Here is a 24444-nt window from a genome sequence, read left to right as displayed (position 1 = left end):
CGTGCCTCAGACGACCGTCTCGGCCTCGGCGTAGCGCTCGGCCGGGACCGTCTTGAGGTCGGCGACGGCGTCGGCCAGCGGCACCAGCTTGATGTCGGTGCCCTGGAGGGCGGTGATGTGGCCGAAGGCGCCCTTGTGGACGGCCTCCACGGCGTGCCAGCCGAACCGGGTGGCCAGCACCCGGTCGTACGCGGTGGGGGTGCCGCCGCGCTGCACGTGGCCGAGGATCACCGGCCGCGCCTCCTTGCCCAGGCGGTGCTCCAGCTCGCGGGAGAGCTGGGTGGCGACGCCGGTGAAGCGCTCGTGGCCGTAGATGTCGGTGGTGCCGGCCTCCCAGTGCATGGTGCCCGGCTCCGGCTTGGCGCCCTCGGCGCAGACCACGATGGCGAACTTCTTCCCGCGGTCGAAGCGCTCGCGGACGACCTCGGTGACCTTGTCGATGTTGAACGGCCGCTCGGGCACCACGATGGCGTGGGCGCCCGCCGCCATGCCGGCGTGCAGGGCGATCCAGCCGGTGTGGCGGCCCATGAGTTCGACCACCATGACGCGCTGGTGCGACTCGGCGGTGGTCTTGAGCCGGTCCAGCGCCTCGGTGGCGACCGAGACGGCGGTGTCGAAGCCGAAGGTGACATCGGTGCAGGCGATGTCGTTGTCGATGGTCTTGGGGACGCCGACGATCGGCACGCCGCCGTCGCTGAGCAGCCGTGCGGCCTTGAGGGTGCCCTCGCCGCCGATCGGGATGATCCCGTCGAGGCCGAGGTCCTCGCAGTACTTCCTGGCCCGCGCGACGCCGTCGCGCAGGTGGCTGGGCTGGACCCGGGTGGAGCCCAGGATCGTGCCGCCCTGGGCGAGGATGCCGCTCACCGAGTCCAGGGTCAGCGGCCGGTGGCAGCCCTCCAGCAGGCCGCGCCAGCCGTCCTCGAACCCGATGATCTCGTCACCGTGGTCGACCACTCCGCGGTGGACCACGGAACGGATCACGGCGTTCAGACCAGGGCAGTCACCGCCGCTGGTCAGCACACCAATACGCATCGCTTTGCAACTCCCGAGCAGAACCGGACGGCCGGACTACACGTTGGGACGACTCCGCCACCGTAGCGGCCGGCTCCGACGCCGGTCCGGCGAGGAGGTTGCCGCGGGGATGACGGAAGGCGTCGGATCGGATCACGGTCATCCTCATCCGATCATACCGGCCCCGGCGTCCGGCCAGACGGGGGCGGAGGCGGGGGCGGCGCCTTCGGCGCCCCCGCGCTGGAGGCCATCGCGGGGTGCCCTGCGGGTCGCGCGGGCACCCCGTGTGCAGTTGTTCGGCGTGCGGTCACCCGCGCTTCCCGCCCCAGCGTACGGGGCGGTGCCGTGCGGCACCCGGTGCCCGGTCGTCCTCCGGGCGCCGGGGGCTCCCGACGGGGCCGGCCGCCGCACCACGCCGGCCCGCGCCATGGGACAAGCCTCCCACGGCCGGGCGTCCCCGGACCCCGGCGCACGGGGAGCGCGGGCGTGCGGCCCGGCCCGTGCGTGCGCCGGGACCGCGGAAAGCCGTGGCGTGCGGCGGGCGCGGGCCCCGCCCTGCGGCGGTCCCGTGCCCCCCGTGCGGCCGTCAGGCGCTCTGCTGCTGCCGGGCCGCCGCGATCCGCTCCCCGCGCAGCGCGTCGTACCAGGTGTTGTCGGCCGGCGGCAGGGCGCTGACGTCCAGCGCCAGCTTGAGCAGCAGGTCGGCCATGGCGGGGTTGCGGGCCATCACCGGGCCGTGCAGGTAGGTGCCGAACACGGTGTCGCGCCAGGCGCCCTCGGTGCCGTCGCCGGTGCCGTTGCCGCCGCCGACCTGGACGGTCGCCAGCGGGGAGACGCCCTGGCCCAGGTGCGTGACGCCCTGGTGGTTCTCGAAGCCGGTCAGCGGCGGCAGGCCCAGGCGCGGGTCGACCTCCGCGAGGATGTCGCCGACGTTGCGGGCGCCCTCGCCGCGGGTGCTGTGCACGTCGAGCAGGCCCAGGCCCGCCTCGCGCTGCCCCAGGTCGTTGATGAACTCGTGGCCCAGGATCTGGTACCCCGCGCAGACCGAGAAGACGATGGCGCCGTTGTCCACCGCCCGCGGCAGGCCCGGGTCCACGCGCAGCCGCTCCGCGGCCAGCCGCTGGGGCCGGTCCTCGCCGCCGCCGATCAGGTAGATGTCGCCGCTGGTCGGGACGGGCTGGTCGGACCGCACGTCGATGCGGGCGACGTCCAGGCCGCGCTGGCGCGCCCGCCGCTCCACCACCAGCACGTTGCCGCGGTCGCCGTACGTGCTCAGCAGGTCGGGGTAGACCCACACCAGGCGCAGGCTGCTGTCACTCATGCTCGTCCCTCGATCTCCCACGTCATCGGTGTTGCCGCCCGCCGTCTCAGCCCGCGACCGCGCGGCGCAGCTGCTGGAACGCGGTGTAGTTGGCGATGGCCTCGATGCGGCCCTGCGGGGCCGTCCGGACCGCCTCCGCGAGCGAGTCGACCACCTGGAACGGCAGGCCCGCGACCTCCAGCCGGACGGCCAGGTCGAGCTTGCGCTGCCCCATCACGAACAACGGGTGGCCCACCAGGCCCTCGTAGTCCACGTCCCACAGCCACGAGGTGTCGGTGCCGTCCGCGTCCAGCGCGTTCACCGAGAGGACCACCGGCGTCGGCGGGCCGTCGATCAGCGAGAACGTCTCCAGCCAGCCGGCCGGGTTCTTCGCGAGCAGCAGGCGCACCTGGCGGCCCTCGTACGTCACCACGTCGTACCGGCCCGCGACCGCGGCCACCGACTGCATCCGCTGCAGCGAGGTCGCCGGCGGCACGCCGAACACGGCCGCGACCGCCGCCGAGGTGGCGGCGTTGGCCAGGTTCGCCCGGCCCGGCAGCTGGAGCTGGATCGGCCACGCGGCGCCCTGCGGGTCGTACACGTGGCTGCCCGACAGCGCCCAGTGCGGCTGCGGCCTGCGGAAGCCGCACTCCGCGCAGAACCAGTCGTCGCCGGGGCGCTGCATGACGCCGCCGCACGACGGGCAGGACCAGGCGTCCTCCTTCCACGCCTGTCCGGCGGCCACCCACACCACCCGGCGGCAGGACGACGCGGCCCAGGTCACCAGCGGGTCGTCCGCGTTGGCGATGACGACGGCCTCGGTGTCCTTCAGACCCTCGCGCCAGCGCTCGGCCAGCATGCGGGTCTCGGCCGCGCGGTCCAGCTGGTCGCGGGAGAGGTTGAGCAGGGCGATCGCCTTGGGGCGGGTGTCCCGGGCCACACCGGCCAGGTACTTCTCGTCCACCTCGATCACACCGAAGCGGGACTCGCTGCCGCCCGCCAGCGCCGCGGTGATGCCGGCGGGCATGTTGGCGCCCAGCGCGTTGGAGACCACGGGACCGGCGGCGCGCAGCGCCTCGGCGATCAGACGGGTGGTGGTGGTCTTGCCGTTGGTCGCGCTCACCAGGACGACGTCCAGGTGGTCGGCGAGCTTGGCCAGCAGGTCGGGGTCGAGCCTCAGCGCGACCTTGCCGCCGATGACCGAGCCGCTGCCGCGGCCCGCCGTGCGGGAGACTGCGGCCGCCACCCGGCCGGCAGTGACGGCGATCTTCGCGCGTGCGGGCAGCGACGCGTCGCGCCCGCCCTGCGCCGGGGCCTCCGAACCGGTGCCTGGCATCGTCAGTGGTTCCTCCTCGGTGCGGCGCCACCCTGGCCGGAACACGGCCGCTGGGGCAACGGGGACGCCGTCAGCCTACCGACTCCCGCGCCCGGCGCCGCGCGCCCCACCCCCGCAGATCGTGCGCGTCCCCTCCGGCGGACCCTCCGTGGCCTCGCCGGACGCGCCACGGCGGCCCTCACCGGGCGTCAGCCGGGGCCGCCCGGACGGCCGCCACCGCAGCCACCGCCACCGCAGCCACCGCCACCGCCGCGGCCGGCCGTGCCGGGGCCGGCCGCGGCGGGAGCGCCGGCGCCGCGCACGCCCCCACCGGCCGGCCGTGCCGGGGGCGCCTCCCGCCGACCCGACCGGTACGGACCCCGGCCGGGCCCGGATAGGCTCGGCACCATGGCAGCAGGCACCACCCGCGTCCGCATCCCCGGCAGCTCCGGCCGCGTCCACCCCGTGCGCGTCCTCGGCGACCCGGTCCTCCGCGAGCCCTGCGCGCCGGTCACCGCGTTCGACGCCGACCTCGCCCGGCTGGTCGAGGACATGTTCGCCACCATGTACGCCGAGGACGGTGTCGGCCTGGCGGCCAACCAGATCGGCGTCCCGCTGCGGGTGTTCGTGCACGACTGCCCCGACGACGAGGACGTCCGCCACCTCGGCGCCGTCGTCAACCCCGTCCTCGTCGAGGCCGACGGGGTGACCGTCACCGGGGAGGAGGGCTGCCTCTCGGTGCCCGGCGTCCGGGCCGGCACGACCCGCCCGGACCGCGCCGTGGTCGAGGGGTACGACCCGGCCGGGCGCCCGCTGCGGGTGGAGGGGACCGGCTTCTTCGCCCGCTGCCTCCTGCACGAGACGGGCCACCTCGACGGCGGCCTCTTCCTGGACGGGCTCACCGGCCTGCGGCGCCGCCGTGCCCTGCGCGCCGTCCGCCGCGCCGGCCTGCCCGCCGCCTGACGCCGACCGCCCTCCCGCTGCCCGGCCTCCCGCCCCCCGGCCTCCCCCCCCCCCCCGGCCTCCGCGCGGCGCCCCGGCTCCCCGACCCCGGCGGGCCCGTACGGGCCGGGGCCGGTGCCCGCGGGCGCCCGTCCGGCGACGGGTCCGCCCCTCAGCCGCAGCGGGCCGCCAGCAGCGCGATGTCGTCGCCCTTGCCGACCCCGAACACCGTCACCAGCGCGTCGCACAGCTGCTCCAGGTCGGCGGGGCCCTCCTCCGCCGTCCGCCGCAGCGCCGCGAGGCTGTCCTCCAGGTCCACCCCGCGGACCTCCACCAGGCCGTCGGTGACCAGCAGCACCCGGGTGCCCGGGGCCACGTCCTCGACCACCGGCTCCGGATGCCCCACGCCCAGACCCAGCAGCGTGCCGCGGGCCGCCGAGTACCGCGTGCCGCCGACCGGGTCGAGCAGCAGCGGCGGCAGGTGGCCCGCGTTGGCGATCCGCACCCGCCGCCCGCCGGGCTCCACCAGCGCCAGGCAGACCGTCGCCGTGACACCGGGCTGGAACCGCACCAGCAGCCCGTCCAGCAGGTCCAGCACCTCACGCGGCCCGTGGCCCTCGGCGGCGTAGGCCCGCAGCGCGTGCCGCAGCTCGCCCATGACCGCCGCCGCCTCCAGCGAGTGCCCGGCGACGTCCCCGATGGCCAGCAGCAGGCCGTGCGGCGTCTCCACCGCCTCGTAGAAGTCGCCGCCGATCTCCGCCTGGGTCGACGCCGGCACGTACCGGACCGCCAGCTCCACGCCCGCCACCCGCGGGAAGCGGCTGGGCAGGAAGCTCCGCTGCAGGGTCAGCGCCAGCGAGTGCTCCTCCGAGTACGTGCGCAGCGCCTCCACCGCCATCGCGGAACCGTGGGCCAGCTGGTTGAGCAGCTCCCGGTCCTCGGCGTCCTCCACCGACGACGCCTCCACCGCCAGGCACACCGGGGGCCGCGCCCGCTTGGTGCGGGCCAGCACCAGGCACACGTCGCCGTCGAAGACCGCGTCGGGCACCTGCTCCTTCCAGTCGCGGTGCGGCACCACCGCCAGGCCGGCCCCGATCCGGTCGCCCAGCGCGCAGCTCCCCAGCCACTGCAGCAGGCCCGGATGGGCCGCCCGCACCTCCGGGCGGCCCGCCGGCGTCGGCGACGTCATTCGCAGCACCCGCCCGTCGGGGGAGAGGACCACCGCCGCCGCGGGCGAGGACATCAGACGGGCCGCCCCGGACACGGCCGCTGCGGCCAGGGTCTCCACCCGGGTCGCCGCGTACACGGCCAGGGTGGCCCGGTTGAGCTGCGTCATCCGGGCCGCCAGCCGCTCGGCCCGCCGCCGCGCGCGCCCGTACCGCAGCAGGGCCCCGACGGTCGCCAGCAGCTCCTCCGGGGCGACGGGCTCGGTGAGGTAGGCGTCGGCCCCGCGCTCCAGGCCCCGCGTGCGGTCCGCCGACGCCGTCAGCGCCGCCGAGTCCGAGATGTGGACCACCGGGAGCGCCGCCGTGCTGGGGCGTCCTTTGATGTAGTCGCAGACCTCGTGGCCGCTCATGTCGGGCAGCCGCACGTCGATGACGGCCGCCTCGGGCAGGTCGTCGGGGTTGCCGAGGGCGGCCAGCGCCTGGGCGCCGTCCGCCGCCTCGACCACCCGGTGCCCGGCGCGCCGCAGCCACTCGGCCACCGGCCGCCGGCCGGTCCGGGCGTCGACCACCAGGACGGTCCCCGGCAGGCCCGCGGTCACGGCCCGCCGCCCGTCCGCGGGCGTGCCTCGACACCCCCGGCAGCCCCCGGACATGCCGCCGCGCGCGAGCGCGCGAGCGGTGCCGACCCCATCCGTACGACCGCACGCCTCATGCAGTGATCCTCGCCCAACCTGCGGCGGCGCGCCAGCGACGGGGGCCGCCGGGGCGCGGCCGCACGCCGCGGCGGGCCGGCGGGCCCCGGACCCGCCGGTCCGGTCAGGTCCCGTCGGCGGGCGCCCGGCTCCGGCGGCCCCGGCGCGGAGGGGCCCCCGTCACTCGCCCACGGCCTGCTGCATCCGCACCCGTGCGAAGTGCAGCAGGTCGGAGCCGGTCAGCGCGGTGAGGGCGAACGCGGCGAGCCGGGTGGCGCGGGGCGCGAACACCAGCCCGGCCGACAGCCCGGTGGCGATCCACATGCCCGCGCAGAACGGGCAGGTCAGCAGTTCCCCGATCGCCTTGCGGGCCCCCGACCCGCGGACCTCCTCCTTCAGCTCCGCCGGTCCGGTGGTGCCCAGGAAGCGGGTGAAGGGCATCCGCAGCGGGCTCGTCACCGGGTCCTTGGTCAGCAGCCGGCTGAGGCGGTGCGTCGCGCCGGTGCAGACCACCAGGTCCCAGGGCGTCGGCGAGGGCAGCGGCCGCCCGCTGAGGCGGGCGGCGCCGGCGAGCGCGGCGACCGAGGCCGCGTACACGCCCATGGCGCCCGCGTAGCCGCCGAGCGGGTGGTCGGACTCCCCGGCGTAGGCCCGCCGCTCCGCCTCGACCGCGCCGCGCAGACCCCCGTCGTCTCCGCGGTCGCCGTCGTGGCCGTCGGACCCGTGCGAGGACATGGCACCTCCAGAACGCCCGCCGGTGGAAGGTCCACCGGCTCCGGCCGCCTCCGCGTACCCGGGCCCCGGAGGCCGAAACGACGGCCGCGGCAGGGCCCGCCCGCCGCAGGGCCGCCGGGAACCGCGCGCCGCGCCCGGCGCCCGGCAGCCCCGGCCCCCGGCTCAGGCCGGGGGAGCGGCGAGCAGGCTGTCGTCGATGTGCTCCAGGAGGTCGCGCGGCCCCCGGAACACCTGGGCCGCTCCCGCCCCGCGCAGCTCCGCCTCCGAGACCCCGCCGGAGAGCACCCCGACGCACGGCACCCCGGCGCGGCCGCACGCCTCCACGTCCCAGACCGTGTCGCCGACGAACACCGCCCGGTCGGCGGGCACCCCGGCCCGCTCCAGGGACTGCCGCACCAGGTCGGGCGCGGGTTTGCTCCCCTCCACGTCGTCCGAGCTCGTCGCGTCGGCGACGGCGTCGTCCGCCCCCACGGCCTTCCGCATCACCGCCAGCTCCTCGGCCTCGGCGGAGCTGGCCAGCACCACCGTCCAGCCGCGGCGGGCGCACTCCCGCAGCAGTTCCGCGGCGCCCTCCAGCGGTGCCAGCCGCGGCCAGTACTCGGCGTACAGGGTGCGGTGCGCGGCGCTGACGGCGGCGTCCCCGCCGCGGTCGCGGTCCTCGCCCAGCAGGTGGTCCAGGAGATGGTCGGAGCCCATCCCGACGGCGCGGTGGACGTCCGCCATCGGCACCGTCCGCCCGGCCTGGTGGAACGCCTCCCACCAGGTCACCGTGTGCAGGTACGTGCTGTCCACCAGGGTCCCGTCCACGTCGAACAACGCCGCCCCACGACCCCCGCCGTCCTCCGTGCCCATCCGCCGCTCCGTTCCGTGGACCATCCGTGACTGGACCGCTGCCCACGGGAGCCGCGGGCATGCTCCGCCGTCCGGGAGTTCTGCGGCATGCCCGGCGGCATGCGCGCGCACGAGTGCGGCCGGCCCCCCGAGCCGGCGGAGGAGCCGCCCGCCCCGGCCGGGCGGCGGCAGGACACCCGCCCTGACAGGCAAGCAGGTACTTGCCTATGGTGGTGGTCGTGGAGGACGATGTCTTCAAGGCGCTCGCCGACCCCACCCGTCGGCGCATCCTCGACGGACTGGTGGAGCGGGACGGCCAGACCCTGTTCGAGATCTGCGCGCGACTGGCGGCCGAGGGCGGTCCGGGGCTGTCCCGCCAGGCGGTCAGCCAGCACCTGGCCGTCCTGGAGTCCGCGGGTCTCGTCGTCTCGCGGCGCCAGGGCCGCTACAAGTTCCACGACCTGAACACCGGACCCCTCGAACGCATCGCGGCCCGATGGCGCAGGCCCGACACACCGGAGAGTGCCCCATGAGGATCCACCTCACCAGCGTCTTCGTCGACGACCAGGACCAAGCCCTGCGCTTCTACACCGAGGTGCTGGGCTTCGTGAGGAAGCACGACGTCCCGCTGGGCGAGCACCGGTGGCTGACCGTGACCTCGCCGGAGGACCCCGACGGGACCGAACTGCTGCTGGAGCCGTCCGGCCATCCCGCGGTGGAGCCGTACAGGACGGCACTGGCCCAGGACGGCATCCCGGCCGCCTCCTTCGCGGTGGACGACGTGCGGGCCGAGTTCGACCGGCTGCGCGGCCTCGGGGTGCGCTTCACCCAGGAGCCGCTGGAGGCGGGCGCGGTCACCACCGCGGTGCTGGACGACACCTGCGGCAACCTGATCCAGATCCTCCACAGCAAGTCGTAGCACGTCCGTCACGGCCTGCCGTCCCCGCTCACCGGGCGTTCCGCCTCCGGTTCCGGGCCGGGTCCCACGCCGGGTCGGACCGCCCTCCCCGGGGGCCGGGCGCGGCCGTCGTCCGGCGGCTCCCGGCCGAGGCCGCCCCCTCGGCCGCGGCGCAGCGGCCCCGGGGATCCCGGGGTGCGGGCATGTCCGGCCACGGCCTGCGCCGGACGGACGCCCGGCTCCCGACGGGGCTCCCCGGCGGCTGCGGCCCGCAGCCGCCGGGGAGCCCCCCGCCTGGCCGCCGTGCCGGACCGCCCCGGTGTCCGCGGGGGTGACGGTGCATCCGGAGCGGTCCGGCGGCGGCGCAGGTCCGCGGGGGCGGGCGGCTGCCGCCGGCCGCCGTCCGCGGGGTCCGTCCGTGGGCGGCCGCGCCGGCTCCCCGGTGCGGGCCGACCCCGGGGGGATCCGCCGCCGCCCGCGTGCCGGCCGGGCGGTTGTCTATGATCCGTGTCGGCAGGGCGTCGGAACACGCGAGGGGGAGTGCCGCCATGGCCCGCGAGCACGAGATCGACGACACCGAACTGCTGGACGTGGCCGACGACCTGGGCCAGGCCGCGTCGCTGCACAAGGCGCTGCGGACCATCGCGGCCAACCCCTCGGTCGGCCCCGAGCTCCAGGACATGGCCAAGGGCGTGCTGAGCGGGCGGATCGGCATGAAGGACGTGATCGCCTCCGACCGCTACCTGGACGCGCTCGGCGACCGGCTCGGGAAGATCCGGGAGGCTGCCGAGGACATGACGCCGGAGGAGCGCCGCCGCTCGGAGCAGCGGGCGGAGCGGATGCTCCGCGAGGCGGAGGAGGCCGGACGGGGCGGGACGGCCGGCCGCTCCGGCGGCCCGGACGGCGGACGGGGCGACAGGCGCACCGGCGGCACCGGCGGTTGAGGTGAAGGTGTATGCGCGGAGTGTCGGAACGGTGAGGGTGCGTTTCCGGGCGGTCGGGGGAGCTGTCGGGGCGCATCTCCCGTAGATAGGATCTTCCGACTTGGCGGGGCGGCGTCGTGCCGCCGCCGGAGCGGCCGACTCGGCCGGTCCGGCCCGGTCCACGAAGTGCGGTGCCACGGGGGTGGTGGGGATGAGCGGGCGCATCGTCGTCGACGAGGCGAACCTGCGTGCGCAGGGACGAGCCCTGGAGGACGTCGGGCGGGACTTCCGGCAGGCGGCCGACACGCTGCGGTCGCGGCTCCGGTCGCTGGAGGGCGGCCAGGAGCCCCCGTGGGGTGACGACGACCTGGGGGAGAAGTTCGGCGTCGTCTACGAGGGCCTGCGCGACGGTATGGAGGAGTCCATGGACTCCCTCGCGGAGCGGCTCGGCGAGACCGGTCGGAAACTGCAGGCCATGGCCGACAACCACGCGGCGCACGAGGCCGACGAGGCGGGCCGGCTGGCCGCTCTGCGCGGCCGGGCGGAGGAGCTGGGCGGCGAGGTCGGCCGCCTGCACCACCCCGCCTTCTGACGACGTCCTCCGACGTCGCGCCACTGATCTGATGTTCCGCCCCTGCGCCGGGAGACGGCGCGGGGCGGCCGTACGGGGGAGTTGAGCTCGTGTCGCTGATGCTGCCGGACAGCCTCGAGTGGGTCCTGGAGATGCTCGGCTTCGACTGGCCGAAGGCGGACGAGGACAAGCTGCGCGAGTGCGCCCAGGTGTGGCGCGACTTCGCCGACGAGGTCGACGACCTCAACCACCGCGCCCTGGCGGCCGCGAACAGCGTCCGGTCGGCGAACAGCGGCGACTCGATCGACGCGTTCGGGAAGGCCTTCGACAGGTTCTCGACCGGCGGGGACGGGTACCTCGCGGACGCCTCCTCGGCGGCGCGGCTGATCGCGGCGGCCTTCGACGCGGCGGCGGTGATCGTCGTCGCCTGCAAGATCGCCGTCATCGCGCAGCTGGTGATCCTGGCGGCGGAGATCATCGCCGCGCAGGCGGCGGCGCCGTTCACCCTGGGCCTGTCCGAGGTCGGTGCCCTCGGCGCCACGCAGGCCACGAGGATGATCGTGCGCCGGCTGCTGAAGGAGCTCCGGGAAGCCCTGATCGAGGCGATCATCGAGACGCTCAAGGACCCGGTCGTCTCCGCCGTCCAGGCGATGCTCTCGGACCTCATCGCCCAGACCGTCGACCAGGGCTTCGGCGCCCGGAGCGGCTACGACCTGGGGCGTACCGCCGACAAGGGCTGGGAGGAGGGCAAGGAGTCCGCCAAGAACTGGCAGCAGACCTTCGGAGAGTCGCTGCGGGACGGGCTCGGCTCGCGGGCCGGCGGTGCCGCACGGCACCACGCGGAGACCATGGCCGGCCACGGGGACGGCGGGGCGGACCACGGCACGGGCAGCGACAGCACGAACAGCGACAGTCCGGCGGGTGACGGCAGTGACGGCGCCGGCAGCGACGGCGCCGGCAGCGACGGCACCCGCAGCGACGGCACCCGCAGCGACAGCGCGGGGAACCAGGGCGGCGACGGAAGCCCGGGGCGGCCCGGCTCCCCGGGCGCCCCGCACACGGGCGACCGTGCGGGGGCGCCCGGGACCGACGGCCCGTCCGGCTCCACCACGCCGGGCTCCCCCGTCCCGGCCCCGTCCGGCGACGCACCGCACCCGTCGCCCGCCGACGGGGGCGCGGGTGGCGGGCACCAGTCCGTGAGCGGCGGGACCACCACCGGCGGCGCTCCCGGCGCTCCCGGCGACCACGGCGGGACCGGCCGTCCCGGCCACGACACGCCCCCGCTCGACCCGTTCGGCACCCGGCTGGCCTCCGACCCCGCCCCCGCGCCCGCCCTCGCGCCGGACCCGACTCCGGCCCCCGCGCCTGACCACGCGTCCTCGGGCGGCGCGGGCGCGCAGACGCCCTCGCACACGCCGTCCTCCGGCGGCGCGGGCGCGCCCCCGCACGGCGGCGGCCCCCACCCCGCCCCGGACCCCGCCCCGGCCCATGCGGGGACCGATGCGGCGGGTGCGGTTCCGGCGGGTGGCGGTCATCAGGCGGGTGCCGGTGGTGCTGCGGGTGCCGGGGACCCGTCGGGGTCCCTGCCGCACGCGGGCGGGGACGGGCAGCCGTCGCCGGTCCACGCCGGGACGGACGGGCGGCACGGTCCGGTAGGCGCCGAGGCCGCGCCGCTGCCCCACGCCGGGGTGGACGGCGGGCCGTCCCGCGACCCGGGGCCGGCCGCAGCCGGCCCGGGGCCGGACCACCGCTCCGACGACCGCACGGCATCCTCGCCGCCCCCGGCCCTCGACGACCGCACCGCGGTCCCGTCGTCTCCCGCCCCCGACGGCCGTCCCGTCCCCGACCCCCTGCCCGGGCGGGTGCACACCGACGAGACGCCCTCGCCCGTCCCCTCCCACGACGGGGACGTGCGTCCGGCCGCCTCCGACGGTCCGCTGCACGTCGGCGGCGACACGTCCGCCACGCCCGACCACGCGGACGGGCAGGACGGCCAGGGCGGGCAGGGCGGGCAGGGCGGGCAGGGCGGGCAGGACCCGGGCCCCGTCCACAGCCACCGCGTGCCCGACCCCGGCGCGGACGTGCCCCTGCAGCGCCATGAGCCCGCCGACGTCCGGTCCGACGCGGCGCCGCAGCGGGACCACGCCGACGGGACCGACCCCGCCGGAGCGCTGCCGCACGCCGGAGCGGCCGTCCCGCACGCCTCCTCCGCCGATCCCTCCGACGCGTCGGACGGCCCCTACCGCCCCACCACCGTCCAGACCGCCTCCACCGCCGTCGCCGACGCACCCCCGGTCCACGCGCCCGCCCCCGACGGCACCACCGACCAGCCGGCCACGCAGCAGCCCGGCGCCCAGCAGCCCGCCGGGGGACCGGTCGCCCCGTCCGCCGGTGCCCCCCACTCCGCCGCGCCCGCCACCGGCGGTCCTGCCTCCGGCGCTTCCGCTTCCGGCGCCTCCTCCGGCACGCCCGCCACCCACCGCCCCGGCGGTCCGTCCGTGCCGGGCCAGGGCGGGCCCCGTCCTGCCGACGGCAGCCCCGACGTGCCCGGCCGGCGGGACAGCGGCCCGTCCCCGGCCGGTACGGGCCTGCGGCCCACCGACCCCCGCCCCGGTCCGAGCCCCGACCCCCGCACCGGGCCCGCCGCCGCACGCCCGGCCGACCGGCCCCCCACGCCCGACCGGCCCCACACCCCGGACCGGCCGCACACGCCCGGCCGCGGGGACGGGGCCGACGGCCCCGCCCGCCGTCCGGACGCCGCGCCCGACCGCCCGGCGGCCGACGACCGCACCCGGCACGGCGGCCCGCAGGACCCCGGCGCGAGGCACGACACCCCCGCCGCCGTCCCCGTCCCCGTGCCCGGCGGCGTCCGGCCCGGTGCCGCGGGGCACGCGGACCCCCGGCCCGCGCCCGACGCGCCCGGCATGCCCGACCACCGGCGCCCCCTGTCGGCCGACCGCCCCTACGACACCCCCGGCGGCCTGGCCCGCGTCGAGGAGCACCACCAGCAGGAGCTGGAGAGCCGCATCCCGCGCCATCCGGACGGCACCCCCCGGCGCCACCCCGACCCGTACGGCGACTGGCCCGGCGCGGTCAACGGCGACGGCCACCGCTCGCCCGGCCGCGACAACAACTGCCTGGACGTCGCGCTCTCCAGTGCCGACACCTACAGCGGGAACCCCACCGTTGCCGCCGCGCGCACCGACGACGGCAGTCCGGACGGCGAGCACGGCGGACGCGACCGCGCCGAGCGGCGGCTCGGCGCGCCCTTCCAGGACCTGGGCGACGGCGACCAGGCCTTCCACCGGCTGGAGGACCGGCTCCGCCGGGCCGGGCACGGCTCCCAGGCCGTCGTCGTCACCCAGGACGCCCACGGCCGCGCCCACGCCTGGAACGTCGTCAACCACGACGGCCGCATCACCTACCTCGACAACCAGACCGGGGCCCGCGGCGACAAGCCCCTGCACAGCGGCGACCACGGCGTCTTCGCCGTCCCCCTCGACCCCGACCGCCGCCCGATCCCGCCGGACCGCCCCGCCGCCGACGGCGGCCGCCGCCCCGCCGACCCCGCGGGCAAGCACGACCGTGAGGAGGACGACGGGACGCCCGGGGGGCACGATCCCAAGCGGCGCAGGACGGACGGCCCCGACGCGGGGACGGGGGGAGCCCCGGGCGCCGCCGCCGGATCCGGGCACACCGCGGGCGGCCACGCCGCCGGCGGCCACGACGGGCCCGGCTCCCCGCAGGACTCCGACGGCACCCCCGAGGACGGGGCCGAGCGGCGGTCCAAGGGCTCCACCGACTACGACCGGCGCCAGGACGCCGACCACACCCACTACGGCGTGCTGCCGGACGCGACCCAGCAGCACGCCCGCGGGACCAACGAGTTCACCCAGACCAACACCGAGGTGGCGCACGGCTTCCTCGAGAGCCACCTCGACGACGGCACGGTCGCCGCCGTCCTCCACGAGGCGGCGGGCCGGGCCCACAGCGACCCGCCGCAGCTCGGCTTCGACAAGCGGGAACTGGCCGACCGGCTCCCCGGCTTCGACGGTCTGACCCGCGGTCAGCAGGGCGCCGTGGTGGCCTCCCTGGGCCGCCTCAGCCTCGGCTTCCACCAGGCCCACGCCGTCGGCGCCAGCCCCGAGCGCGCCGACAGGCCGTACGCGTACGACGACGACGCCGACCGCAGCGACCTGTCGCCGCGGGAGCGCAAGAAGCAGAGGAACGACGACGCCGCGCTCACCGACACCGCCTCGCGCGGCGTCGCCTACCACGCGAGCCAGGACTTCCGGACCGCTGGCCCGCCGTCCGGCGGCGACGCGCCCGCCCCGGCCCACCTGGTGCGCGAGCACCTGGTCGAGGACGGCCGCTTCGGCGACCGCGACGCGGTGTACGCCCTCGCCGCCGGGCCCGGCCGCGGCGACCACCGGCCGGACTTCTCGGGCAAGAACTTCGCGGTGATCGAGGTCGTCGACCCCGACGGCAACCACCGGTACGTCGTCGACAGCTCCATCCCCGCCAACCAGGCGGGCCGGCGCCCCGAGCACTCCGAGCCTCACCTCGGCCGCTGGATGGACCGCCTCAACGCACGCCAGGAGGCCGGCGGCTACACGGTCGCCAGCCTGTACACGGAGCGCGAGCCCTGCGGCAGCAAGCCGGGCCATGCCGGCTGCTCGCGCTACATCGCGGAACGGCTGCCCGGAGTGCCGGTCGACTACGGTGTGGGCTACCGGAAGGGGGTGCAGACCGGCGACGGCGATCCCGCGCAGAGCGCGGCCGACATGACCGAGGACGCGCAGCGCGACCTGAACCGGCTGGGGACGATCTGGGCGCGCATGGCGCAGGCCGGCCAGCTCTGACCCCCCCCGCAGGACGGACACCGAGGAAAGACGGCTGTGACGAGGACTGACGACGGGACGGACCCGGGGGACCGCACCGCGGCGGAGCGCGCGGTGGGCCGCTGGGCCGCCGACGGGCCGCACGGACGGCTGCTGGTGCTGCGGGGCGCCCGCGGGGCCGGGAAGAGCGGCGTGCTGCGGCGGGTGCTGGCCGCGCTGCCCGGAACCGCCGTGGTGGAGTGCGCGGGCCGCGACGTCGACGACGTCGCCGCGGCCGTCCTGGAGGCGCTCGGCGCCCTCCCGCGCGGCGTCCGGCCGCGCGGGACGTTCCGCGACCTGCTCGACGGGGCCTCCGCGGTGCCCGGCCTGGTGCTGCTGGACGTCCACCTGGCCGGTGCGTACCGGGGGTCGGCGGCGCCGCAGGCGGTCCTCGACCGCGTGGTGCGCCACCTGGCCCGCCGCGGCGGGCCCGCGGGGTGGGTCGCCCTGGAGGCGGACGCCTCGCTCCGGGCGGCCCCGTCCGCCACGACGACCGCGGTGGACCTCCCGGCGCCCGCCGGTCCGCCGCGGCACGCCCCGGACCCGCGGGCGGAGCGCACCTTCGACCCGGCCGACCTGCCGGACCTCATCGGCAGCCCCGGCTTCCTCGCGGCGGCCGACCGGGCCGAGCTGGTGGACGCACTGCCGCTGGCCTGGCCGGACGGCGTGCCCCACAACTCCCTCGCGGCCGACGTCCACTACCTCGACCTGCTCGGCGTGCGCCCCGGCCGCGACCGGCACGGCGAGTGGCTGGCCGCGCTCCACCACCGGCTGGTGTGCCAGGGCGCCGCGGACCTCGCGGCCCGGCTCGCCGACGGGGCCGGCCTGCCGTGGCGCACCGTGTGGGCGCACTGGCTGCCGGCGGGCCGCTCGGCGGACGCCCGCCCGGTGCCGGGCCCGGTCGAGGCGGTCCTGCCCGCCGTGCTGGACGGGGACGGGCGGCAGGTCGTGGTCAGCCGCGACCCGGACGTCCCGGACGAGGACGTGGACACGGGCGCCGTGCGGGCCCGCACCGAGTACGTCTTCGACCTCGCCACGGGTGAGCGGCTGGGCGGCCCGTACCGGCGCACCGCCGGCTCGGCCGAGGCCGCACCCGTCCGGCCCGCCGACGACGGCTGGGAGCGGCTGACCTGGTCCGACGGACGGCTGCGGGCCGCCGGCAGGGTGGCCGCCCCCCGCTTCCCCTTCGAGGTCACCGGCGGCGTGCGCCGCGGCGGCGACCTGGTGCTGGCCGGCGCCGACGGGATCTTCCGGATCGGGCTGGCGGCCCCGGTGGACGAGGAGGCGCCCGGCTGGGCCCGCACCCCCTTCGTCGAACCGCTCGTCTCCGAGGCCCTGGAGGACCTGCCGGCCGCCGCCGTCCCGCCCGACCCGCGGTGGCTGGCCGCGCCCTTCGCCGGACTGTGGCGGCCCGCCGCGGACGACCTCCCCGACGGACTCGCGGACCCGGGGGCGCGGGCGTTCCTGACCGGCACGGGCATGCCGCTCGCCTCCGGCCGGGGCACGCTGTGGACCGGCCACCTGCCCGAGGAGGGCCTGGAGGAGTGGGACCGCGAGCCCGACGGCAGCGGCGGCGTCCGCGTCCTGTACCGGATCGGCCGGTGGCTGGGCGGCGACCTGCTGCTGGACGGCTCCACGGGCCGGGTGCTGCTGGAGGACCTCGACGGCGACACCGAGCACGCCGCCGACGCGCTGCCGGCCTTCTGCGCCATGCTGCGCCTGGTCTGCGAGCCGGGCCGCACCGTCCGCCAGGTCAACCGCCGGTACGTCGCGGACCAGCTCGACCACTGGCTGCGCGCGCTGGACGCCGAGGCCGCCGACGGCTGCTGGCACACCTTCCTGCACGAGCGGCAGGACCTCGACCCCGCCCTGTGGGGCGACGAGAAGTGACGCACCCGCACCCGCACCTGCACCCGTATCCGCACCCGCACCCGCCCGGCCCCCCGGGGCCCCCGCGCCCGGCCGCGCCGGGCGGGCGTCCCGGCCCGCGGCTGCACCGTCCCGTCTGGAGGCCACCCGCGTGACCGGCCCGACCACCCACCGGCCCCACCCGCACCTCGGCGGGCGGGCCGCCGCGCTGCGCGCCCTGGCCGCCTGGCGCTCCCGGGCCGACGGCGCGCCCCGGACCGTCCTGCTCACCGGGGGCCCGGGCAGCGGCCGCACGCGCCTGCTCGACGGGTTCCTGATGCTCTGCGACCCGGAGTACCGGAAGCGGATCGACACCGCCGTCCTGGACCCGTCCACCGTGCCGGCGGGCGACCTGCCCGAGCCCCTGGTGTTCGACGCGGCGGGCCTCACCGCCGGCCAGCTCCTGTGGGCGGTCGCCGACGAGCTCGCCCCCTCCGCCGGGCGCACCGCCGAGGCGCTCCGCCTGCTGGCGGAGCCGCGCGGGCGGCCCGCGGAGGTCGTCGTCGCGGACACCGACCGGGCGGGGGTGCTGCCGCTGCCCGGCGAACCCCCCCGGGTCGCCGCCGAGGTGCTGCTGCCGCTGGCGGAGTCCCCCGGGGTCCGGCTCCTCGCCGACGTGCCGCGCGAACAGGCCCGGTGGCTGGCGGACCGGCTGCCCGCCGCGGAGCTCCTCGTCGTCGACCTCGACGAGGAGCCGTGGGCCGACCCGGCCGGACTGCGGCTCCAGGCCGAGCACGCCCTCGGCGGCCCCGGGGACGGCCCCGACCGGGTGGCGCGGGCCGCCGGGAGCCCCCTGGCGGTGCGGCTGGCCGCCCGGTCGGCGCTGGCCGTCCCCGGGGGCGGCGTCCCGCTGCCGCAGGGCGTCGGCGACGCCCTCGACCTCCACGCCGGGCGCTGCGGCACGGACGAGCTGACCCTGCGCCGCCTGCTCGCCCCGCTCGCCCTGGCCGCACCCGGCGCGCCGCTGCCCCTGGCGCTGTGGGCGCCGCTGGCCTCCGCCGTCGCCGGGAGGGACCTGGGGCCCGCCCTGGCCGGCGGCCGGCTCCTGCTGATGCCGTTCGTCGAGCCCGTCGGGGACGACGGCGACCCCGCCGTGCGCATCGTCCACCCCGCCGTCGCCGCGGAGGTCCGCGAGCGCTTCGGGGGCGCCGTCCGCGAGGTCCAGCGCCGCATCGCGGCCGCCCTCCTCGCGGCCGTCCCCGGCGCGGAGGCCGGCGCGGGGCCCGGCCGCTGGGAGCGCGCCGCGCCGTACGTGCGCGGGCAGCTGGCCGGGCACGCCCTGGAGGGCGGCGTCCTGCCCGAGCTGCTGGACGACCCCGGCTTCCTGCTCCACGCCGACCAGGTGCGGCTGCGCGCCGCCGTCGGGCACCTCGCCGCCTCCGGCGCCGACCTGCCGCCGCTCGCCCGCACCTGGCTGCGGCTGGCGCCGCTGTTCACCCGCCACGAGGCCGGTCCGGTGCTGCGGGCCGCCCTGCTGGAGCACGCCTGCCACCGCGACGGCCTGCCCGCCCCCGACCTCGGCCCCGGACTGCCGTGGCGGACCCTGTGGACCCGGCCGCTGCCGGGCGTCACCGCCCTCACCGCGGCCGTCACGCCCGACGGCACGGTGGTCGCGGCCGCCCACGTCCCCGGGGCGGAGCCCCCGCTGAGCGTCCACGACGCCCTCACCGGGGAGCCCGTGGAGGCCGCTCCCGAGCAGCTGGCCCCCCTGCCGGAGGAGCGGCGCGAGGCGTGCCCGGTGCGGCTCGGCACCGGCGGGGACTACGTGCGCCTGTGGCCGCGCGAGGGCGGCGGCCCGTCCGGCCTCTTCCTCTCCGCCGGACCGCTCGGCGGCGCCGACGTCACCCCGGACGGGGTGCTGCTGGTCGCCGACGCCGCCGGCCTCGGCGCCCTGCGGCTGCACCTCCCCGCCCCGGGGCGGGCCCGGGCCGCCGCTACTGTGGAACCCCCCTCCGGCTCCGAAGGAGAGCGACCCGCGTGACGACCCGTGAGCAGGCGATCGAGGCGGCCCACCGCTGGATCAACGGCGACCGACCCGAGGAGCGGTGGCGCCGCATCGGCGTGCACGAGTTCGACCTGGGCTGGGTGCTGTGGGCCGAGCCGCAGGAGGCCCCGGCGGACGCCGCCCCCGGCGCACGGCGCGCCCCGGCCGAGATCGGCTCGGCGTGCGCGGTCGTCGACCGGGGGACCGGGGAGCTGACCCACTGGCCGTCCGTGCCCGTCGAGGAGGTCGTCCGGCTCTACCGGGACAAGCTCGGCGCCGGCACGTACGACCCCGCCCTGCCGCCGGCCGTCGGCCCGGGCGCCACCGCCGTCCTCACCTACCGTGACGCCGCGGGCGAGGAGCGGAGCCTCTTCCGGATGTCCGCCCCCGGCACCGGCCACCCCGAGGTCGCCGCCTGGCGCGAGCTCCGGCGGCAGGGCGTCCGCCCGGACGACGTGCTGGCCGTCCACACCGACCTGCGCCCGTGCGAGCTGCCCGGCGGCTACTGCGCCGCCGCGCTGCTCGCCGAACTGCCCGCCGCGTCGTTCTCCTACAGCCACGACTACGGCCCGCGCTACGACCGCCGCGCCGCCGCCGTCCGCGCCCTGGCCGACGCCACCGAGGAGGTCTTCCGCAGCGCCGGCCGCCCGGTCCCGCCGCGCCCCAACCGGGTGCCGTTCCCCCGCGACGTCCCCGCCGCCGGGCCCGAGCGGGACGCCGCCCTCGGCCGCCGCCTCGCCGGGCTGTTCGGCGCCGAGGGCGTGCACCGCGCCGACGCCGACGACACGGCCGCCTCGCCGCTGCCCGAGCCGGCCCGCCACACCCTGGTCTGGGCCGGCCTGCCGGTCCGCGTCGAGGGCTTCTTCGAGGTCCTGCCCGGCCTGGCCGACGTCGCCTCCCACCTGGCCGCCGCCGGCCGCGGGGCCCGGGTCCCCGAACACACCCGCGCCCTGCTCGCCGCGTACGTGCTGCTCGGCACCGACGGACACGCCCTGGTCGCCGTCCAGTGCGGCGACGGCGGCACCGGCACGGGGGCGGGCACCGGACGGGTCTGGGCCGTCGACCCCGACAACGGCACCGGCCGCTACCTGAACGCCGACCTGTCCGCGTACGTCCGCTGCCTCGCCCTCCTCGCGGAGCGGCGCCCCGCCCTGCGCGGTCTCGACCCGTACGCGGCCGCCACCGCCGTCGACGCCCTGCAGCGGGACCTCGCCGCCCTCGACCCCACCGTCTTCCAGGACCCGGAGCACTGGTGGGCGGTCGTCGTCGAGCAGATGTGGGACGGCCTGCTCTGACCGCCCGCTCCCGGCGTGGCGGGCCCCGGCGCCCGGGCCGGGCCCCGCCCCCCCCGGGCCGGGGGCGGGGGCGGCCCCCCCCCGCCCCCCCCCCCCCCGCGCCCGCCCCCGCCCGGGCCCCCGCCGCCGCCGGGGGGGGGGGGGGGGGGGGGGGGGGGGGGGGGGGGGGGGGGCGGGGGGCCCCCCCCCCCCCCGCCGGGAGCCGGGCGGCGGCCGCGCACCCCCGGCTCCCCCCCGGCAAGGGCTCACTCCCCGGGCGGCCGCCGGCTCTCCGGCCGCTCGCCGCGCCGGCGGATCCAGTACGGGACCAGCAGCCAGCAGACCGCGAACCAGACCATCACCGCCGCCGTGGTCCACACCGCGGCCGCCCGGCCCGTCGCGACGTGCAGCAGGAGCAGCAGCGAGGAGCCCACGGTGAGGGCCAGCAGCACCACGCCGAGCCCGGTCAGCCGGGCGGCCATCTGCACCAGCTCCGGCTTCAGCCGCCGCCCGCTGAGCATCCGGTGGAAGGAGACCGGCGCGATCAGCGCCCCGGTCGCCGTCGCCCCCAGCACCACGGTGACCAGGTAGACCCGGCGGTCGAAGTCGCCCAGCCGGGCGAAGCGGGGCGTGAAGGCCACGCTCAGCAGGAAGCCGAGCAGGATCTGCACGCCCGTCTGGGCGACCCTGACCTCCTGGAGCAGCTCGGCCCAGCGGCGGTCCGCCCGCTCCTCGGGCGTCTCGTCGCGGCCGTGCCGCGGGCCGGGGGCCCGCTCGGGGCCGGTACTGCCCGGATCCTCGCCCATGGCCGCCTTCCGCCGCTCGTCCCCGACCGGGTGCCCGCTGCGCGGGGCGCCATGCCCCGCCGAGCGGGTGCGGTCCCGCCCGGGCGGGGCGCCGGGGCCCCTGGCGGCGGCGCGCCGGGAGCCCCCGGCCGGGGCGGCCGGGGGCGGAACCGGGCCGAGGGGGCCGGGACTCCCGGCCCGGCAGGCTCGGGCGGGCGGCCGCTCGGGCGGGCTCAGGCGGTGCCGGCGCTCCCCAGGCGGTCCGCCGGCCGCACGCCGTGGCCGACGCCGTCCGCGGAGATCTCCAGGACCGCGTCGGCGTGCCGCAGCAGGGCCGGGTCGTGCGTGATCAGGACGGTGGTGCGCCCCGCCATCAGGCGGTGCAGCGGCTCCACCACCCGCGCGGCGGCCTGTGCGTCCAGCCCGGCGGTCGGCTCGTCCAGCACCAGGACGGGCGTGCCGCGCAGGAAGGCCCGGGCCACGGCGATCCGCCGGGCCTGGCCGCCGGACAGCTGCAGGCCGTCCTCCCCGAGGACGGTGTCGTAGCCCTGCGGCAGGGCCCTGACGAAGGCGTCCGCGTCCGCGTCGGCCGCGGCCCGCTCCACCTCCTCCGCGGTCGCGCCCGGGCGCCCGTAGGCGATGTTGTCCCGGACGGACGCGTGGAACATCTGCGGCTCCTGCGGGAGCAGGGTGACCGCGTCCCGCACGGAGACCGCGGTGGCGTCCCGCAGGTCGGTGCCGTCCACGCGGACGGTGCCGCGCTCGGGCTCCATGAACCGCACCAGGAGCTTGGCCAGGGTGGACTTGCCGCCGCCGCTCGGACCGGTCACGCCGAGGACCTGGCCGGGGGCGACGTCGAAGGTGACGTGCCGCAGGGCCGGCCGGTCGCGCCGTCCCGGGTAGGACGCCCGCACCCCCTCGCAGGACAGCCGGCCGCGGACCCCGGTCAGGGGCCGGGCGCCGGGCCGGTCCCTCACGGGCGGCTCGGTCGTCAGCAGTTCGGCGACGCGCTCGGCGCCGGCCCCCGCCGCGCCGAAGGAGGCGACCAGGCCCGAGAGCTCCTGCGCGGGTCCGAAGAGCTGGGTGAGGAAGGCCGCGAAGGCGAGCAGTCCGCCGATGGTGAGGGCGTCGCGGGTGAGCTCGAAGGCGCCGAGCCCGACGACGAAGAGGCCGCCGACCACCTCCAGGACGTTCAGCAGTGCCGGGTAGGCCAGGGCGGTGCGGGCGGTGGCGAGGTCGGCGTCCATCAGGGCCCGTCCCTGCCGCCGCACCCGCTCCACCTCGCGGCCCTGCTGGTTGTAGGCGTGGGCCAGCGCGGAGTTCGCGAGGCTCTCCTCCACCACCGCGGTGACCCCGCCCTCGCAGCGGCGCGCCTCCCGGGAGAGCCGCTGGATGCGGGCGCCGAAGCGGCGTGCGGTGAACCAGAACAGGGGCGCGGCGGCGAACGCCGCCAGCGCCAGCGGCCAGCTGAGGAGGAAGGCCGCGCCCGCGAAGAAGACCAGGCTGATCAGGGCCGTCGCCGCCTGGATCACCCCGGAGGCGACCAGCTGCTCGATCTGGTCGATGTCGGTGGTCAGCCGGGCCACCACGTCGCCGTGCCAGCGGCGGCGCAGCGTGTCGGGCGGCAGCGTGTGCAGGTGCTCGACGACGGCGGTCCGCAGCCGCAGCAGGAACCGCTCGGCGACCCGGGTGGCCGCGTACTGGCCCAGGTACGCCAGCAGCGCCCCGAGGGCGGCGGTGCCGATCATGGCCGCGGCGAGCGGCCAGAAGGCGGAGAAGCGGCGGGGGATGAGGACGTCGTCGACCAGGTCCTTGAACAGCCACACCGACACGACCTCGCCGGCCGAGCCCGCCACCAGCAGCACGACGCACACCGGCAGCCACCACCGGTCGGGGTGCACCCACGGCCGGAAGCGGCGGAAGATCTCGCGGAAGGGGAGGGCGGGGGCCAGGGCCACGGGGGCCCGGTCAGGGCCCTGCGGGCCGGCGCCGCCCGCCCCGGGCGGCCGCCCCGCGGCCAGTTGTGCCGCTGTCGCGCCGTTCGGCTCCTCGGTCACGTGCACCTCCGGGCTGCGCCTCGGCAGTCGCTGCAGTCCCTGTGCCCTGCAGTCCCTGCGCTCTCTGCGGCGGGGCGGGGGCGCCCCCTGCAGTGGGGCGGGGGCCGGCGCTCGGGCCGGCCCCCGCGGTGAGGATCACTGTGAAGCGCTGCTCCTAGTAGTAGTAGCGCCGGTGGAAGCGGCGGAACCTGCGGAACCGGCGGTGGCCGTAGCCGCCCCAGCCGCCCCAGTCGTCGTCGTCCCAGTCACGGCGGCAGCGCCTGCCGTGTCCACCACCGAACGGTCCTCCGAAGACGCTCATGGTGCGTTTCCCTTCTTCGGCTCGGGAGGGAGGTGCTCCGACCCTGTGGTCGACCTCCCCGCAGAGATGTACGTCCCGGACCGCCAAATGGATTTGTCTGATTGGTTGCTTTATGACACGCTTTAAGAAAGCTTGACCTTTCCCGCCGCCGCACCGAGGAGGCGTCAGTGCTGAGGAGCGCAGCGTCCCGGAACCCCGCGGCGGCCCCGGCCGCCGAGGCGGCCGGGCGGCTGCCGGACGAGGCCCTGCTCGCAGGGCTCGCAGCGCGCGACCCGGAACTGGCCGCCGCCTTCGTCCACCGCTTCCAGCGGGGGATCCTCGGCGCCGCGACCGCCGTCCTGCGCAATCCGCGGACCGCCGAGGACGTGGTCCAGCAGACCTACGAGCACGCGCTGCGGAACGCCCGGGCCTACGACCCCGACCGGGGGAGCGTGCGCCGCTGGGTCACCGCCATCGCCCACAACCTGGCGGTCGACGCCGTCCGCACCCGCTGCCGCACCGTGCCGGTGGACCCGGACGTCGTGGCCGCGCTCGACGGAGGGGCCGCGGAGAGCTCCGAGGACCAGGCGCTGGCCCGCGAGTCCGCCCGCCGCTGCCGGGCGGCCCTGGCGGCGCTGCCCTGCGAGCAGCGGCGGGCCCTGGTGATGGCCGGCCTCTACCTGATGACCGCGCGCGAGGTCTCGGAGCGCGAGCACATCCCCCTGGGCACGGCGAAGACCCGCATCCGCCTGGCCAAGGGCAGGGTGCGCGAGGCGCTGGCGGCGCAGGGCGCCGCCCCCGGCCGCTGACGCCCGGCCCCCGTCCCCGTCCTGTCCCGGGCCCCGGCAGCGCCCCCGGCCCCGAGGCCCCCCGGCCCGCCGGCCCCGCGGCC

General features: G+C 78.1%; 19 protein-coding genes. 10 read left to right on the top strand and 9 right to left on the bottom strand.

Annotation, left to right across the window (positions count from 1 at the left end; all coding sequences use genetic code 11):
• Window positions 1-6 precede the first annotated feature (6 nt).
• The 3 genes from ACFY07_RS00575 to ACFY07_RS00565 all read right to left on the bottom strand — a co-directional run bounded on the left by ACFY07_RS00575 (window position 7) and on the right by ACFY07_RS00565 (window position 3647).
• On the bottom strand, window positions 7-1032 hold the full coding sequence (locus tag ACFY07_RS00575; RefSeq protein WP_390866698.1) for a 6-phosphofructokinase: 1026 nt from the start codon (window positions 1030-1032) through the stop codon (window positions 7-9).
• A gap of 565 nt (window positions 1033-1597) precedes the next feature.
• Window positions 1598-2332 carry a type 1 glutamine amidotransferase gene (locus ACFY07_RS00570; protein ID WP_230647188.1) on the bottom strand — a complete coding sequence of 245 codons (735 nt, stop codon included), beginning with the start codon at window positions 2330-2332 and terminating at the stop codon, window positions 1598-1600.
• A 46-nt stretch (window positions 2333-2378) separates the two neighbouring features.
• Window positions 2379-3647: a MurT ligase domain-containing protein gene (locus ACFY07_RS00565; RefSeq protein WP_230647185.1), complete on the bottom strand. Its 1269-nt coding sequence runs from the start codon at window positions 3645-3647 to the stop codon at window positions 2379-2381.
• 387 nt (window positions 3648-4034) lie between these two features.
• Between ACFY07_RS00565 and def the strand changes: the two genes are divergently transcribed.
• Window positions 4035-4589 carry a peptide deformylase gene (gene def / locus ACFY07_RS00560; RefSeq protein WP_390866697.1) on the top strand — a complete coding sequence of 185 codons (555 nt, stop codon included), beginning with the start codon at window positions 4035-4037 and terminating at the stop codon, window positions 4587-4589.
• 151 nt (window positions 4590-4740) lie between these two features.
• Here the strand turns inward: def and ACFY07_RS00555 are convergent, their stop codons facing one another.
• The 3 genes from ACFY07_RS00555 to ACFY07_RS00545 all read right to left on the bottom strand — a co-directional run bounded on the left by ACFY07_RS00555 (window position 4741) and on the right by ACFY07_RS00545 (window position 8013).
• Window positions 4741-6333: a SpoIIE family protein phosphatase gene (locus ACFY07_RS00555; RefSeq protein ID WP_390866696.1), complete on the bottom strand. Its 1593-nt coding sequence runs from the start codon at window positions 6331-6333 to the stop codon at window positions 4741-4743.
• A 273-nt stretch (window positions 6334-6606) separates the two neighbouring features.
• Window positions 6607-7161 (bottom strand): DUF1360 domain-containing protein, encoded by a 555-nt coding sequence (locus ACFY07_RS00550; RefSeq protein ID WP_390866695.1) that lies wholly within the window; start codon window positions 7159-7161, stop codon window positions 6607-6609.
• A 162-nt stretch (window positions 7162-7323) separates the two neighbouring features.
• Window positions 7324-8013: an HAD family hydrolase gene (locus ACFY07_RS00545; protein ID WP_390866694.1), complete on the bottom strand. Its 690-nt coding sequence runs from the start codon at window positions 8011-8013 to the stop codon at window positions 7324-7326.
• Window positions 8014-8219: 206 nt separating this feature from the next.
• Between ACFY07_RS00545 and ACFY07_RS00540 the strand changes: the two genes are divergently transcribed.
• The 8 genes from ACFY07_RS00540 (at window position 8220) to ACFY07_RS00505 (ending at window position 20451) form a co-directional block, all read left to right on the top strand.
• Window positions 8220-8525, top strand: a complete 306-nt coding sequence (locus ACFY07_RS00540) for an ArsR/SmtB family transcription factor (RefSeq protein ID WP_390866693.1) — start codon at window positions 8220-8222, stop codon at window positions 8523-8525.
• The gene (locus ACFY07_RS00535; RefSeq protein WP_390866692.1) at window positions 8522-8911 is read left to right on the top strand and encodes a VOC family protein; all 390 of its coding nucleotides are present in this window, start codon (window positions 8522-8524) and stop codon (window positions 8909-8911) included. Before ACFY07_RS00540 ends, ACFY07_RS00535 begins: the two co-directional genes overlap by 4 nt.
• Window positions 8912-9438: 527 nt before the next feature.
• The gene (locus tag ACFY07_RS00530) at window positions 9439-9834 is read left to right on the top strand and encodes a hypothetical protein (protein ID WP_390866691.1); all 396 of its coding nucleotides are present in this window, start codon (window positions 9439-9441) and stop codon (window positions 9832-9834) included.
• Window positions 9835-10024: 190 nt separating this feature from the next.
• The gene (locus ACFY07_RS00525; protein ID WP_390866690.1) at window positions 10025-10405 is read left to right on the top strand and encodes a WXG100 family type VII secretion target; all 381 of its coding nucleotides are present in this window, start codon (window positions 10025-10027) and stop codon (window positions 10403-10405) included.
• A 98-nt stretch (window positions 10406-10503) separates the two neighbouring features.
• Window positions 10504-15246, top strand: a complete 4743-nt coding sequence (locus tag ACFY07_RS00520) for a toxin glutamine deamidase domain-containing protein (protein ID WP_390867040.1) — start codon at window positions 10504-10506, stop codon at window positions 15244-15246.
• Window positions 15247-15282: 36 nt separating this feature from the next.
• Entirely contained in the window at window positions 15283-17154 is a 1872-nt protein-coding gene (locus ACFY07_RS00515; RefSeq protein ID WP_390866689.1) for a hypothetical protein, read from the top strand.
• A gap of 130 nt (window positions 17155-17284) precedes the next feature.
• Window positions 17285-19153 (top strand): ATP-binding protein, encoded by a 1869-nt coding sequence (locus ACFY07_RS00510; protein ID WP_390866688.1) that lies wholly within the window; start codon window positions 17285-17287, stop codon window positions 19151-19153.
• A complete protein-coding gene (locus tag ACFY07_RS00505) occupies window positions 19150-20451 on the top strand; it encodes an SUKH-4 family immunity protein (protein ID WP_390866687.1) in 1302 nt (433 codons plus the stop codon). The genes ACFY07_RS00510 and ACFY07_RS00505 overlap by 4 nt, the downstream gene beginning before the upstream one ends.
• A 245-nt stretch (window positions 20452-20696) precedes the next feature.
• Here ACFY07_RS00505 and ACFY07_RS00500 read toward each other — a convergent pair whose 3' ends face one another.
• The 3 genes from ACFY07_RS00500 to ACFY07_RS00490 all read right to left on the bottom strand — a co-directional run bounded on the left by ACFY07_RS00500 (window position 20697) and on the right by ACFY07_RS00490 (window position 23573).
• Entirely contained in the window at window positions 20697-21236 is a 540-nt protein-coding gene (locus tag ACFY07_RS00500; protein WP_390866686.1) for a DUF6328 family protein, read from the bottom strand.
• Between the two features lie 212 nt (window positions 21237-21448).
• Window positions 21449-23173: an ABC transporter ATP-binding protein gene (locus ACFY07_RS00495; RefSeq protein WP_390866685.1), complete on the bottom strand. Its 1725-nt coding sequence runs from the start codon at window positions 23171-23173 to the stop codon at window positions 21449-21451.
• A 253-nt stretch (window positions 23174-23426) separates the two neighbouring features.
• Window positions 23427-23573 (bottom strand): hypothetical protein, encoded by a 147-nt coding sequence (locus tag ACFY07_RS00490; RefSeq protein WP_390866683.1) that lies wholly within the window; start codon window positions 23571-23573, stop codon window positions 23427-23429.
• Window positions 23574-23740: 167 nt separating this feature from the next.
• Between ACFY07_RS00490 and ACFY07_RS00485 the strand changes: the two genes are divergently transcribed.
• The gene (locus ACFY07_RS00485) at window positions 23741-24361 is read left to right on the top strand and encodes an RNA polymerase sigma factor (protein ID WP_390866682.1); all 621 of its coding nucleotides are present in this window, start codon (window positions 23741-23743) and stop codon (window positions 24359-24361) included.
• Window positions 24362-24444: the final 83 nt, after the last annotated feature.

Origin of the sequence: Streptomyces sp. NPDC001380 (genome assembly GCF_042895785.1) — a bacterium.
In the GTDB taxonomy this organism is placed as follows: domain Bacteria; phylum Actinomycetota; class Actinomycetes; order Streptomycetales; family Streptomycetaceae; genus Peterkaempfera.
The sequence above is the reverse complement of the archived record's forward strand: the minus strand, read 5'-3'. Positions and strand labels throughout refer to the sequence as shown.